Raw genomic sequence first — 12,739 nt, 5'->3', positions numbered from 1 at the left:
TCACGCCGGGGGCGGCGGAGGCGGATCCTGCTGGTCGTTCTGCCCGCGGGCGAACCCCCTCGCCTTCTCCGCGGCCTGGTCGATCTGCTCGTCGTGGCCGCCGAACTTGCCCTTGGCGGCCTCCGCGGCCTTGTCGATTCCCTTGTCCGCCTGGTCCGGGTGCTGGCTGAGGGCTTCCTTGGCCTTGTCGAACAGGTTCATCCGCGACTCCCTTCAATCGGATGCCCCTGCGGTACCCGGCGCCCGCGGGGTGGCAAACCGCCGGTCCCCCGTATTAGTGACCCCAGCGATATCGTCTGCTCGTGAAGTTCACGGGTTTCGGGGAGTACGCGGTCGAGTTCTACGACGGGCTCGGCGCCGACAATTCCAAGCCCTACTGGGAGGACAACCTCAAGACCTACAAAGAAGACGTGCGCGGCCCGATGGAGGCGCTGCTCGCCGAGCTGACGCCCGAGTTCGGCCCCGACTTCGGGGAGAGCAAGGTCTTCCGGCCGTATCGCGACGTACGCTTCGCGAAGGACAAGACGCCGTACAAGACGCACTGCGGCGGGGTGATCGAACCGGGTCGTGGCGGCGGTGCGTACTACGTCGAGCTGTCCTCGGCCGGGCTGCGCGTCGGTGGCGGCTGCTTCCACCTGCAGTCCGACCAGCTCGCGAAGTTCCGCCAAGCGGTCGACACCGACGTGCACGGCGACGCGCTCGCGCGAATTCTTGCCCAACTGCGCAAGGCGGGCTGGCAGATCGCCGGTGACCGGCTGCGGACGAAACCGCGCGGATACCCCGAGGATCACCCCCGCATCGACCTGCTCCGACATCGTTCGCTCTACGCCGTGCGCGTGTGGGAGCCGGACGACACACTCCACGAACGTGCCTGCCTGGACCGGGTTCGCAAGGCCTGGCGGCAGGTCAGGGCCTTCAACGAGTGGGCGCGCGACCACGTCGGCGTCAGCGAGAAGCCGCGGCGTTAACCCACACGACTGACTCGATCTCGGGATCGGTACAGACGGATCGGGCCGGAGGGTCTACGCTTTATGAACGTGAGCCGACGCGCGAAGATCGTTTGTACGCTTGGTCCTGCGACTGCCACGGCGGAGAAGGTACGAGCCCTTGTCGACGCCGGGATGGATGTCGCGAGGATGAACTTCAGCCACGGCAGCCACGGCGACCACAAACAGGTTTACGACCTGCTCCGGCACGCCGCCGCGGAGACGGGGCGGGCCGTCGGCATCCTGGCCGACCTGCAGGGCCCCAAGATCCGGCTGGGCACGTTCGCAGGCGGGCCCGTGGAGTGGCGCACCGGTGACGTCGTCCGGATCACCGTCGAGGACGTCGCCGGCACCCACGACAGGGTCTCCACCACGTACAAGGGGCTGGCCAAGGACGCGAAGCCCGGTGACCGGCTGCTGGTCGACGACGGCAAGGTCGGCCTCGTGGTCAAGGGCGTCGAGGGCCCGGACGTGGTCTGCGAGGTCACCGAGGGCGGGCCGGTCAGCAACAACAAGGGCGTCTCGCTGCCGGGCATGGACGTCTCGGTGCCCGCGATGTCGGAGAAGGACATCGAGGACCTCGAGTTCGCGCTCGAACTGGGCGTGGACTTCATCGCGCTGTCGTTCGTCCGCTCGCCGGCCGATATCGACCTGGTGCACCAGGTGATGGACCGGGTCGGCAAGGGCAGGCTGCCGGTCGTGGCCAAGCTGGAGAAGCCCGAGGCCGTCTACAACCTCGAGGCGATCGTGCTGGCCTTCGACGGGGTGATGGTCGCCCGCGGCGACCTCGGCGTGGAACTGCCGCTCGAGCAGGTGCCGCTGGTGCAGAAGCGCGCGATCCAGATCGCGCGGGAGAACGCCAAGCCGGTCATCGTCGCCACCCAGATGCTCGACTCGATGATCAACAACTCCCGGCCGACCCGCGCCGAAACCTCCGACGTGGCGAACGCGGTGCTCGACGGCGCCGACGCGGTGATGCTCTCCGGTGAGACGAGCGTCGGCCGCTACCCGGTCGAGACCGTGCAGACGATGGGCCGCATCGTGGAGGCCGTCGAGGCGGATTCGCTCGCCGTGCCGCCGCTGTCGCACGTGCCGCGGACCAAGCGCGGCGTCATCTCGTACGCGGCAAAGGACATCGGCGAGCGGCTGAACGCCAAGGCCCTCGTCGCCTTCACGCAGTCCGGCGACACCGTGCGCCGGCTGGCCCGGCTGCACACCCGCCTGCCGCTGCTCGCGTTCACCCCGGAGGAGAGCGTCCGCAGCCAGCTCACGATGACCTGGGGCACCAACGCGCAGATCGTGCCGAAGGTGGACTCGACCGACCAGATGATCCTGCAGGTCGACCACGCGATGCTGGAGATGGACCGCTACCAGCCCGGCGATCTGGTGGTCATCGTGGCGGGCTCGCCGCCCGGCACCGTCGGTACCACGAACCTCATCCGCGTGCACCGCCTCGGCGAAGACGACCACGCCTGAGCCTTCGCTTAGAGTCGCGCTATGACTGAGGTGGCCCGGGGCGCCGCGGCGGATCTGGACGTGGCGACCGACCTGGTCGGGCAACCCGTGCTCGACCGGCTCGTCGCCCTGCTCGACCTGGAGCAGATCGACGAGAACATCTACCGCGGCGTGAGCCCGGCGCATTCGCCGGTGCGCGTTTTCGGTGGCCAGGTCGCCGGGCAGGCACTGGTCGCCGCCGGGCGGACGGTGCCGAGCGAGCGGAAGGTGCACTCGCTGCACGCGTATTTCATCCGCGGCGGAGACCCGAGCGTGCCGATCGTCTACGAGGTGGACCGGATCCGCGACGGGCGTTCGTTCACCACCAGGCGGGTGGTCGGGGTGCAGCACGGCAAGGCGATCTTCGCGTTGTCGGCGTCGTTCCAGATCCGGGAACCGGGCATCGAACACCAGGAGACGATGCCGGAGGTGCCGGCGCCGGAGACGCTGCCGACGTTCGCCGAGCGGATCGCGGGCTACCCGGGGCTCGGCGGCAGCCGTGAAATGCCGAGGCCGATCGACATCCGGTACGTGAACGACCCGCCGTGGGTCACCCGGGGCAGCGAGGACCCCAGTGCCCGCAACCAGGTCTGGATGCGCGCCGACGGGACCCTGCCCGACGACGACCTGCTGCAAGTGTGCGTGCTGACCTACGCGTCCGACATGACGCTGCTGGATTCACCGCTGGCGCGGCACAACGTGTACTGGGAGCTGGACAACGTGGTGGGCGCGAGCCTGGACCACGCGCTGTGGTTCCACCGCCCCTTCCGCGCCGATGAATGGTTCCTTTACGACACGGCTTCGCCGAGCGCCTCGGGCGCTCGCGCCTTGGCCACCGGCCGGTTCTTCGCCGCCGACGGCACGCAGATCGCGACCGTGGTCCAGGAGGGTCTGCTCCGCGTCCCCCAGGACCGCTGAAGCGACCGCCGGTCAACCCACGGAGTGCAGATGGGTAGTGGTCCGGCGATGATGGCGCGTGCGGTTGTGGCGGTGGTGCGGGAGCGCCGCCTCGATGGTGCCCAGCCGGAGTTGCACGGCGAGGTAGGCGCGGCAGGGCATCCGGTTGCCGCGGCGGAACAGCTTGCGGGTGGCCTGCCCGCGGCAGGCCCGGCAACGGCCGCGCGCGTCCGGCTCATGCGCGGCGAGCACGGCGCGTAATGCTTGCACCAGAAGGGGAATCTCCCGGCGGGCGAGTTCGGTGGCATGGTCGTCGTCGGCCAGTCCGGCGGTGCGGGCCAGCTCGTCCAGCCGGTGGTGCACCGACGTCTGCAACGGTCCGGCGATGGCCTCGCTGTCGAGCACGCCGCCTCCTCGCGATAGGCACGTTCTGGTGATCGGAATGCGCGTCCCAGACTCGCGCAGGATGCCAGCGTACATCCGCATTGTGCAATTTGCAGTGGCCCGATCCGGGGAAAGTAACCCATAGGGGTGGGTCAGGCACGTACTGAAATACGAAACGGCTGGTTAGATGGAGGCCGTCGCCGAACAATCGGTCCTGGGGGGAATGGCGCGACCTTGGAGGTAGTGGAGTGAAACGGGGTCAGGGTCCCACCATTCGAAGGCGGCGGCTGGCAAGCGAACTGCGCCGGCTCCGGGAAGCCGCCGACCTGACGATCGACGAGGTCGGCGAGAAGCTCGAATGTTCCGCGTCCAAGGTGAGCCGGATCGAGACCGGCCACGTCGGGGTCACTCCCCGTGACGCCAGGGACATGCTCGAGTTGTACGGCCTCACCGGTGACGAGCGCGAGGCGCTGGTCCAGCTCGCCCGCGAAGCGCGCAAGCCCGGCTGGTGGCACGCCTACAAAGAGGTCTTCACCGGAACGTTCGTCGGACTCGAGGCCGATGCCAGTTCGCTGCGCGCGTTCCAGGCGCTGCTCGTGCCGGGATTGCTGCAAACGGAGACGTATGCGCGTGCCGTGATCCGCGCGATGCGGCCCGATGCGGACGAATCCGACATTCAGAAACGGGTCGCCGCGCGTACCGCCCGCCAGCAATTGCTTTCGGATCCGAGCCCGCCCGAATACTGGGCGGTGATCGACGAGGCGGTGCTGCACCGCGTGGTCGGCGGGCCCGAAGTGATGGCGAAACAGGCGGCGCGGTTGCTCGAACTTGCGCAACTGCCGCACGTGACGATCCAGGTGGTGCCGTTCACGGCGGGTGCGCATCCCGGCATGGAAGGACCCTTCCTGATCCTCGGTTTTCCCGAGCAGGCGGATCCCGACGTGGTGTACGTCGACAGCACTTCCGGAGGTTTCTTCCTGGAAGCGCCCCCCGATGTGCGCCGTTATTCGCTCATGTTCGATCATCTGCGTGCAGCGGCCCTGAAACCGGACGACTCGGTAGCCCTGATCGCCGAGGCCGCGGAACGGTATTCCGCCTGAGGCGGGATGCCCGAGCCCATATCGAAAACAATCAAAGACGCAGAGTGAAGGAGTGGGGAGAATGGTGGAAGCGGAGTCTCCCGCGCCGGTCTGGCGCAAGAGCAGCCACAGTGGTGGTGGGAACGACTGTGTCGAGGTGGCGATGTTCGCCGAGCACGTCGGCGTGCGCGACTCGAAGAACCCGGACGCGGGCGCGCTGAGCGTGTCGCGGCGTGGCTGGACCGGCCTGCTGGGCGCCGTCGGCCGCAACTGAGTACCGGCATCGACCCCTTACACCGCTGAGCAGGGGCAAAGCGGGGTAAGGGGTCGTTTTGCGTCCAGGTACTGCCTGATCTTCCGATGCCGGGACGACCCCCTCAGGACGAATCTGAGGTTCGCAGCAGAGCGAACCACGCAGAGACGAGGGAAATCCCATGCGAAACGACTGGATCTTCGACGCGGTGCAGGCCGAGGTGGCGTACCGGACCGAGGAGAACTACCGGGCGGGGCGGCCCAGCAAGCCGCGTCGCCGCTGGCTACTGGGCAGGAGGGTCCCGGAGGTGACAGTCCCCGAACAGCGGCGCCCGGATCACGAAGAGAGTGCCCTTACCGGGGTCCGGGCGAGGTAAGGGACGTCATGGCGGGCCGGCCGGGCGGACCGTGTGCGTGTGCTCGCGCACGGTTCGCTCAGGGCAGGACGAAAACGACTGCGGAATTGTCGGTGGGGTAGGAGAGAATGCGTCTCGTGCCCCGTCTAGGTTCCGGTATCCCGTTGGTCGCGCGTGTCGAGGAGATGCGCAGGCTCCGTTCCGGCTTCACCCGCGCCGAGCGCGGGGAGGCCGGCGCGGCGCTCCTTGCCGGGGACGCGGGGGTCGGCAAGACCAGGCTGCTCGCCGAGCTGGCCGAGTTCGCGACGGGCCGTGGCGCGCTCGTGCTCACCGGGCGCTGTCTCGATGTGCGGGAGGGCGGCCTGCCCTATCTCCCGTTCGCCGAGGCGCTGGGGCCGCTGGCCACGGCCGAGGATTCGGCGGTCACCGAGGCCGTGCGGATCCGGCCCGCGCTGGGCAGGCTGCTGCCGCTGGCGCAGGCGGGCCCGTTGTCGAGTTCGGAGTTCGTGCCGGTCAGCTCCGAGCACGACGTGCCGCACCGGGCGCGCTCGGAGCAGGATCTCGGCCAGCTGCAGCTGTTCGACGCCGTGCTCGGGGTGCTCACCGAGATCGCCGAGCACCGGCCGGTGCTGCTCGTGCTGGAGGATCTGCACTGGGCGGACGGTTCCACCCGGAACCTGTTGTCGTTTCTGGTTTCCCGGATGCGGGCACAGCGGCTGTTCGTGGTGGCGAGCTACCGCGAGGAGGACGTCTACCGCAGGCATCCGCTGCGCGGCATGCTGGTCGAGCTGGTCCGGCTGCCCACGGTCACCCAGGTCGAGCTGCATCCGCTGAAACAGGCCGACGCGCGGGCTTTCGTGGAGGCGCTGGCCGAGGGCCCGCTTTCGGCCGATGTGCTGGCCGACGTGGTGGAGCGTTCGGAGGGCAACCCGTTCTTCGCCGAGGAGCTGCTGGCTTCCTGCGCCGAGACCGAGAACATGCCCGCCGGGCTGGCCGAGGTGCTGCTGGCCAGGCTGGAAAGGCTTTCCGCGGACGCGCGCCGCGTGCTGCGGGTCATCTCGGTGGCCGGCGAGTCGGTGTCGCACGCGGCGCTGGCCGAGGTCTCCGGTCTTGGTGAGGACGAGCTCGACGAGGCGCTGCGCGAAGCGGTGCAGCACCACGTTCTGGTGGTGGAGAAGGGCGCGTACACCTTCCGGCACGCGCTGCTTTCCGAAGCGGTGTATGGGGATCTGCTCCCGGGGGAGCGCACGAGAATGCACGCGGCGTATGCGGTGCGCATCAATCGCACGCCGCAGGGCCGGGGGCACGACGCGAAGCTGGCGTACCACAGCCTGCAGAGCAGAGACGTCACAACGGCGTTGCCCGCGTTGTTGCGAGCCGCGGACGAGGCCGAGCGGCTCGGCGCGCCGGGCGCGGCGCTGCGGCATGTCGAGCAGGCGCTGGAAATCTGGGACGTGGTGGCCGATTCGGCGCGGCCCGCCGACGTGGACGAGCTGCGTCTGCTGCACGAGGCCTCGTACTTCGCGGGCACGTCCGGCGAGCCTGAGCGGGCGGTGGCGTATGCGCGCTCGGCGGTGCAGGCGCTGGGGCCGGACATCGATCCCGAGCGCGCGGTCAAGACGTGGCGCCGGCTGGCCGAAGCCCTGATGAATGTCGAGGGGGCGATCGACCAGGCGGTGGAGGCGATCGGCAAGGCCTGGGATCTGGTCGCCGACGCCGAGGTGAGCCGGACGAGGGCGTGGGTGCTGGCCACCAGGGCGGCGATCATGCGCAGCGTCGACCGCCGGGAGGATTCGTACTGGAGCGCCCGCACGGCGGTGGCGGACGCGCGGGAGGTCGGCGCGGCGGGGGCCGAAGCTTCGGCGCTGATCACGCTCGGCGCGCTCGCGGACAACTCGGCGGATTTCGAGGAAGCGCGGGCCCGGCTGGTGGAGGCCGAGGAGAAGTCGCGTGAGGCCGACGCGCTGAACGTCGAGCTGCGGGCGGTGTGTTTCCTCGGGTTCAGCTACGAGGACCAGGGCGAGATCGCCGAGGCCATCGAGGTGTACCAGCGCGGCATCGAACGCGCCGAGCAGGCCGGGCTGATCTGGAGCGCGTATGGCTTGGAGCTGCGGGCGCGGCATCTGCTGTTGCGCTACATGAGCGGTGACTGGCCGACGGAGGCCGCCACCGGCTCGCCCGCGCGTGGGGTGTCCAGCACGCTCGCCGCGCGGATGTCGGCTTCCTGGCTGCCGATCGTGGTGGCCCGCGGCCGGTTCGCCGCGGCGGGCAAGCTACTGGCCGAGCTGCGCCCGCATTGGCGGGTCGAGCCGTTGACAGCACTGGCGTCCGGCGGCGCCGGCGCGGAAATGGCGTACTGGCAGGGCGATCACGTGAAGGCGATCAGACGGGCGCAGGAGGCGGCGGCGTTCGTCACGGCGCTGGACGAGGGCTACCTGCTGAGCGGGGTCAGGCTGGGCGCGCTCGCGCTCACCTCCGCGGTCGCGCAGGCCGCCGCGGCGCGCATCAAGGGTGATGACGCGGCGGTCGCGGACGCGTTGTCGATCGGGGAAAAGGAGCTTGCCCGGGTCCGGTACGCGGCCGAGCACGGTCGTCCGCGGGCCGGCCGGCTCGGGCCGGAGGGCGCTGCCTGGCTGGCTCGCGCGGAGGCGGTGGCGAGCGGGCTCGGTGGCAACCCGGATCCGGACCGGTGGGCGGCTGCGGTCGAGGCGTTCGGCTACGGCGCGGTGTACGAGCAGGCGATCTGCCGGTGGCAGTACGCCGAGGCTTTGCTCGGGGTGTCCGAGCCGGAGCGCGCGGCGAACGAACTGACGAAGGCGCACGAGGTGGCGGACAGGCTGCGCGCGCTGCCGTTGCGCGACGCGATCCGCGAGCTGGCGCGCCGCGCGCGGATCGAGCTGCCCGGGGTCGAAAGCGCGGCGAGCGCCCAGCGCGACGTCGTCGACCCGCTCACCGAACGGGAGCGCTCGGTGCTGGAGCGCGTCGCGCTGGGCCGCACCAACCGGCAGGTGGGCGAGGAGCTGTACATCAGCGAGAAGACCGTGAGCGTCCACCTGTCCCGGGTAATGGCCAAGCTGGGTGCCACCCGGCGCGCGGAGGCCGTGGCCATCGCTTACGACAGGGGGCTGCTCACGCGTCCGGCCAGCCCGTCGACGCTACGGGTCTAGGCCTCAGCGGATGCGTGGATGGATGCTCGCGGGACTCGTGAGCCGTATTCCGCTACGCAGGTCCGCGAGCATCTTGTGCTCATCGTGTGGTCATTCTGCGGCCGAACCCGATTCCACTCTCCTCAAAGGCTCAGTGTCACGAAGCTCTGTCGGCGATTTCAAGCTGCTGCCGCCGATTGGCGATATCGTTCCCAGAGGCGATCTCGAGTGCCCTGTACAGTGCTTTTTGCAGCTTCTTGGTTTCGCTGAGTGTCAGTTCCAACCCGTGGCCAAGTGGCCCTTTCGTCAGGTCGGGTGCAATTGCTACAGTCGGCTCCCGATCCAGCCAGCCCTGTTTTACGAAGACGCTGAGTTCCCACTTGTAGTGATCAAATAGGCCGGATCCGTCGCCGCGTGGTTCGAAGATTTCAGGTTCCATAAGTATTGGGTGGAAGGTCCATTCCCAATCGGAGAGGTGTGTGCGGTCCGCTGGATGATCCTTGTTTCCGTGGTTTATCGAGCACCAGGAAGGACATGGACTGGTAGCGGCATCCTGCAGCCATCTTGCCGTAGGTGGCTCGCCCTTCTTTTTTGACATGACGTTTCCTCCGGATCCTGCTCGTGAAGTCGACCTTGCGAGCCGGTCTTTATTGCCGCTGGAGTCGATGCTGACAAGGGCAGAATCGTTTTGCAGCGCGATCGTTGTTACCTGTAGCGCATTCCGTTCACTCTATTTGGTGAACTTTTTTGCGTCCGAGCCTTGCGGGGGGGCGGGTACCTGAACAATTTCCGGGTCGAATAAAACCATCCCGAATCACTGTCCGGAAATTTCGAGGCCCATCAGGTTGAGGATCGGTGCCGCGGCGCTTTCCCCGGCGGGCCTCAGCGGATGCGGCGCAGGAAGCGCAGTCCGCTGGTCATGCCGCGAGCCCACAGCTTCGGCGGAACGATCCGCGGCGGGCGCAGCCGCAGGCCGCGCTGCTGGGCGATGGCCTGCACCTCGGTGTATTTCAACAGTCCTTCGGAGCCGTTGCGGCGGCCGAAGCCGGATTCCTTCATCCCGCCCATCGGCAGGGCGACGGTGCCGAACGTGGCGGCGTAGCCCTCGTTGATGTTCACCGTGCCCGCCTTGAGACGCGCTGCCACGGCCCAGCCTGCCGCCGCGTTTTTGGTGAAGACGCTCGCGTTCAGGCCGAAGTCCGTCTCGTTGGCCAGCGCGATCGCGTCCTCGACGTCGGTGTAGCCGTAGATCGAGACGACCGGGCCGAAGGTTTCCTCGGCGTAGAGCCGCACATCCGGCGTCACACCGGACAGCACGGTGGGCTCGTAGAACAGCGGGCCCAGGTCCGGCCGAGCCCTGCCGCCGGTCAGCACCGTGGCGCCCTTCGCCCTGGCGTCCTCCACGTGCGCGGACACGCCACGCAACTGGCTTTCCGAAGTCAGCGAACCCATGTCGGCGCCGTAGCCCAGTTCACCGCCGAGGCGCATCGCCTCCGTCTTCGCGACGAACGCCTTCGTGAACTCCTCCCGGATGCTCTCGTGCACGTAGATCCGTTCCACGGAAACACAAAGCTGTCCGGCCGAGGAGAAGCACGCGGTGACCGCGCCGGCCGCGGCCTTGGCCACCGGCGCGTCCGGCAGCACGATCATCGGGTTCTTTCCGCCGAGTTCCAGTGAGTAGCCGGTCAGCCGGCGCGCCACCTTCGCGGCCAGGTCCTTGCCGGTCGGCGTGGAACCGGTGAAGCACAGGTAGTCCGACTCCTCGACGAGCGCGTCGCCGATCTGCGAGCCCCGGCCCAGCACGATCCGCCACAACCCGGCGGGCAGCCCCGCCTCCTCGGCGAGTTCGTGCAGCCAGAGCGCCGAGAGCGCGGTCTGGTTGTCCGGCTTCTGTACCACGGCGTTGCCCGCGGCCAGCGCCGGGAACACGTCCATCGCGGTCAGCGCGAGCGGGTAGTTCCACGGCGAGATCACGCCGACGACACCCTTGGGATGGCGGACCTGACCGGCCCTGGTGAGGGCCGGGATCACGCCCGCGACCCGCTTCGGCGCGAGGAACCGGGCGCTGTGCTTGCCGTAGTACCCGGCGACGAGCGCTGTCGCGCTCACCTCGTCGAAGGCGTCCATCCTGGCTTTGCCCGCTTCGAGTTGCACCAGGTCCAGGATTTCGTCCTGGCGTTGCAGGATCAGGCCGTGCAACCGGGTGAGCACGTGCTGGCGTTCGTTTACCGGGAGCGCGGCCCAGGCCCGCTGCGCTTCTCGCGCTTCGCCGAATACCTGGCGCACTTCGCTGTCGGTCGCCTGCGGGAGGGTGGCCGTGGCCAGCCCGGTGAAGGGCGCGGTGACCTCGGCCGGCGCTGAATCCTGCCCACCGGCGGCGCGGCGGACGAGCTGTGCGGCCCTCGCGGCCGAAGGCGCCCCGACGACGCCGCCGACGGTGGTCGGACGGCTCGATTCCTGCCCGGTGGTCGCGGCTGTGCTCGTCATGGACCCCTCCCGATGGCGCTAGGTTACCGACGAGTAAACCATACCGCCGGTACGGGAAGGGCGGGTCGCGCTCACCCCTGTGGGGGTTCCGGCCGGTCCTGGCCCGGCTCCGGTGCGGGCGGATGAGCCGGCCCGGCCGCTTCGTCGTACGCCTGTCGGGGCGGGTACTGCTGCGGCGCCTGGCGCTGCGGGTATTGCGGCGGGTATTGCTGGTTCGGCGGGTACTGCTGCGCGTACTGCGGATATTGCGCGCGCTGCGGGTACTGCGCGGCCGACGGTGCGGGGAAGCCCTGCGGTGGCGTCGCGTCGCCATTCGGGGTGGCCGGTTTTCCGCGCAGTGCCACCAGAATCGCCGCGATCACCGCCAGCACCGCGCCGCCCGCGACGAGCCACCCGCCGAGGCCGATTTCGTACTTCGAGCCGTCGGGCTCGGCGCCGTTGTAGCTCAGTGCCGAGTCGACCTCCGCCGCCAGCACCAGCGCTGCGGCCAGCGCCGCCCCGGCACCGGCGAACAGGACCGCCCGGGCCGCGCCGCCGGGCCGCCGCGCGTTCAGCAACGCCAGGACACCGCCGATCAACAGCACCAGGGCGATGGCGGACAACGGAATGCCGAACAACGGGGTGTGACTTTTCGCGTAGATCGCCGCGATGGTGCCCTCCGGCGGCGGATCGAACGTCCGCTTCCAGGAGGTGATGGTCATTTCCTCGGCTTGCGAATGCGTCTTCGTGAGCGGCAGGAAGGTGCCGACGACGATCAGCGCGGCGGACACGATGGCGAGCGCGGCGCCCACGATCACGGTCGCGCGCGTTGTGCTCTTGGTGGGCGGGGCCTGCCTGGCGAACTGCGGCTGGGGAAACGATCCTGTCGTCATCAGGGACTCCTTCGCCTTCACGCGCTAGGACGAGAAGCATGCTGCGCGCGTTCCCTCCCCCGCAAGAGTGAGATCGTTTGGTGTACAGCCGTCACAGAACGCAGCTGTGCCCGTCTCATCGAGTGGCCAGGGCCGACCCGTGTGAGGGCCGGGTCGGCCCGCCCGCTCACTCTCCGTTCGCCTGCGCGGCCGCGACGCGCTTCCACTCCTCGAGGAGCTGCTTGCGCCTCGCCGGCGCGCCGCCGAGTTCGGCGTCCAGCGCCAGGCCGCGGGTGAGGTTCACGGTGAGCCAGAACAGCAGCTCCGTGCGCTCCGGCGGGAGATCGGCGGTGAGCCCGCGGATCTGCGCCAGCGTGGCCCGGCCCAGGGCGCGGTCGACCGGGCGGATCGCCGCCCGCAGCGCGGGATCGGTGCGGGCGGCCACCCACAGCTCGGTCGAGGCGGTGGCCAGCGCGCCCGAATATCCGGCCCACAACCTGTCGATCGCGGCGGGGATGGCGTCCACCCCGTGCGGGAGGCTGCCCAGCGACTCGGACAGCTCGGCCATCCGCTTGTTCGTCAGATGCTCGACGGCCGCGGCCATCAGCTCCGCCTTGTCCGCGAAATGGTGCTGTGCCGCGCCTTTCGAGACACCCGCGCGGGCGCAGATCTCCTGCATCGACGTTCGTGCGTAACCGAGCTCGATCAGGCAGTCGATCGTGGCGTCGAGCAGCGCGTTCCTGGTCTGCTCGCGACGTTGCGCCTGGGTGCGGTGGCCGCGGGGCTGCGTCACGTCGTCTCCTGGCT

13 protein-coding genes are annotated in these 12,739 nt (G+C 69.1%); 7 read left to right on the top strand and 6 right to left on the bottom strand.

Features of this window, described 5'->3' with window-relative positions; translation table 11 throughout:
• Entirely contained in the window at positions 1-201 is a 201-nt protein-coding gene (locus VHD82_RS13100) for an antitoxin (protein ID WP_325701871.1), read from the bottom strand.
• Positions 202-302: 101 nt separating this feature from the next.
• On the opposite strand from VHD82_RS13100, the gene VHD82_RS13095 reads away from it, so the two are divergent.
• From VHD82_RS13095 to VHD82_RS13085, 3 genes are all read left to right on the top strand, one after another.
• Positions 303-968 carry a DUF2461 domain-containing protein gene (locus tag VHD82_RS13095; RefSeq protein WP_325701869.1) on the top strand — a complete coding sequence of 222 codons (666 nt, stop codon included), beginning with the start codon at positions 303-305 and terminating at the stop codon, positions 966-968.
• Between the two features lie 69 nt (positions 969-1,037).
• Positions 1,038-2,462, top strand: coding sequence for a pyruvate kinase (pyk, locus tag VHD82_RS13090; RefSeq protein ID WP_325701866.1), 1,425 nt, complete (start codon positions 1,038-1,040; stop codon positions 2,460-2,462).
• A 21-nt stretch (positions 2,463-2,483) separates the two neighbouring features.
• Positions 2,484-3,398, top strand: coding sequence for an acyl-CoA thioesterase II (locus tag VHD82_RS13085; RefSeq protein WP_325701863.1), 915 nt, complete (start codon positions 2,484-2,486; stop codon positions 3,396-3,398).
• A 12-nt stretch (positions 3,399-3,410) separates the two neighbouring features.
• Here the strand turns inward: VHD82_RS13085 and VHD82_RS13080 are convergent, their stop codons facing one another.
• The gene (locus VHD82_RS13080; RefSeq protein ID WP_325701860.1) at positions 3,411-3,782 is read right to left on the bottom strand and encodes a hypothetical protein; all 372 of its coding nucleotides are present in this window, start codon (positions 3,780-3,782) and stop codon (positions 3,411-3,413) included.
• Positions 3,783-4,009: 227 nt separating this feature from the next.
• Between VHD82_RS13080 and VHD82_RS13075 the strand changes: the two genes are divergently transcribed.
• The 4 genes from VHD82_RS13075 to VHD82_RS13060 all read left to right on the top strand — a co-directional run bounded on the left by VHD82_RS13075 (position 4,010) and on the right by VHD82_RS13060 (position 8,615).
• On the top strand, positions 4,010-4,861 hold the full coding sequence (locus tag VHD82_RS13075) for a helix-turn-helix transcriptional regulator (RefSeq protein ID WP_325701857.1): 852 nt from the start codon (positions 4,010-4,012) through the stop codon (positions 4,859-4,861).
• A 61-nt stretch (positions 4,862-4,922) separates the two neighbouring features.
• The gene (locus tag VHD82_RS13070) at positions 4,923-5,114 is read left to right on the top strand and encodes a DUF397 domain-containing protein (protein WP_325701854.1); all 192 of its coding nucleotides are present in this window, start codon (positions 4,923-4,925) and stop codon (positions 5,112-5,114) included.
• Between the two features lie 160 nt (positions 5,115-5,274).
• The gene (locus VHD82_RS13065) at positions 5,275-5,469 is read left to right on the top strand and encodes a hypothetical protein (RefSeq protein ID WP_325701851.1); all 195 of its coding nucleotides are present in this window, start codon (positions 5,275-5,277) and stop codon (positions 5,467-5,469) included.
• Between the two features lie 107 nt (positions 5,470-5,576).
• A complete protein-coding gene (locus VHD82_RS13060; protein ID WP_325701848.1) occupies positions 5,577-8,615 on the top strand; it encodes a helix-turn-helix transcriptional regulator in 3,039 nt (1,012 codons plus the stop codon).
• A gap of 136 nt (positions 8,616-8,751) precedes the next feature.
• Here the strand turns inward: VHD82_RS13060 and VHD82_RS13055 are convergent, their stop codons facing one another.
• From VHD82_RS13055 to VHD82_RS13040, 4 genes are all read right to left on the bottom strand, one after another.
• Positions 8,752-9,192 (bottom strand): hypothetical protein, encoded by a 441-nt coding sequence (locus VHD82_RS13055; RefSeq protein ID WP_325701845.1) that lies wholly within the window; start codon positions 9,190-9,192, stop codon positions 8,752-8,754.
• A gap of 284 nt (positions 9,193-9,476) precedes the next feature.
• A complete protein-coding gene (locus VHD82_RS13050) occupies positions 9,477-11,081 on the bottom strand; it encodes a succinic semialdehyde dehydrogenase (RefSeq protein ID WP_325701842.1) in 1,605 nt (534 codons plus the stop codon).
• A 71-nt stretch (positions 11,082-11,152) separates the two neighbouring features.
• Positions 11,153-11,953, bottom strand: coding sequence for a hypothetical protein (locus tag VHD82_RS13045; protein ID WP_325701839.1), 801 nt, complete (start codon positions 11,951-11,953; stop codon positions 11,153-11,155).
• Between the two features lie 166 nt (positions 11,954-12,119).
• Positions 12,120-12,725 carry a TetR/AcrR family transcriptional regulator gene (locus VHD82_RS13040; RefSeq protein ID WP_325701837.1) on the bottom strand — a complete coding sequence of 202 codons (606 nt, stop codon included), beginning with the start codon at positions 12,723-12,725 and terminating at the stop codon, positions 12,120-12,122.
• Between the last annotated feature and the right edge of the window lie 14 nt (positions 12,726-12,739).

It is taken from the genome of Amycolatopsis sp., from assembly GCF_035546795.1.
In the GTDB taxonomy this organism is placed as follows: domain Bacteria; phylum Actinomycetota; class Actinomycetes; order Mycobacteriales; family Pseudonocardiaceae; genus Amycolatopsis_E.
The sequence above is the reverse complement of the archived record's forward strand: the minus strand, read 5'-3'. Positions and strand labels throughout refer to the sequence as shown.

What these genes read in the sequence shown, in the direction of transcription:
- VHD82_RS13100 (WP_325701871.1), bottom strand. Translation starts at nt 201, where the DNA reads ATGAACCTGTTCGACAAGGCCAAGGAAGCCCTCAGCCAGCACCCGGAC.
- VHD82_RS13085 (WP_325701863.1), top strand. Translation starts at nt 2,484, where the DNA reads ATGACTGAGGTGGCCCGGGGCGCCGCGGCGGATCTGGACGTGGCGACC.
- VHD82_RS13070 (WP_325701854.1), top strand. Translation starts at nt 4,923, where the DNA reads ATGGTGGAAGCGGAGTCTCCCGCGCCGGTCTGGCGCAAGAGCAGCCAC.
- VHD82_RS13065 (WP_325701851.1), top strand. Translation starts at nt 5,275, where the DNA reads ATGCGAAACGACTGGATCTTCGACGCGGTGCAGGCCGAGGTGGCGTAC.
- VHD82_RS13060 (WP_325701848.1), top strand. Translation starts at nt 5,577, where the DNA reads ATGCGTCTCGTGCCCCGTCTAGGTTCCGGTATCCCGTTGGTCGCGCGT.
- VHD82_RS13055 (WP_325701845.1), bottom strand. Translation starts at nt 9,192, where the DNA reads ATGTCAAAAAAGAAGGGCGAGCCACCTACGGCAAGATGGCTGCAGGAT.
- VHD82_RS13050 (WP_325701842.1), bottom strand. Translation starts at nt 11,081, where the DNA reads ATGACGAGCACAGCCGCGACCACCGGGCAGGAATCGAGCCGTCCGACC.
- VHD82_RS13045 (WP_325701839.1), bottom strand. Translation starts at nt 11,953, where the DNA reads ATGACGACAGGATCGTTTCCCCAGCCGCAGTTCGCCAGGCAGGCCCCG.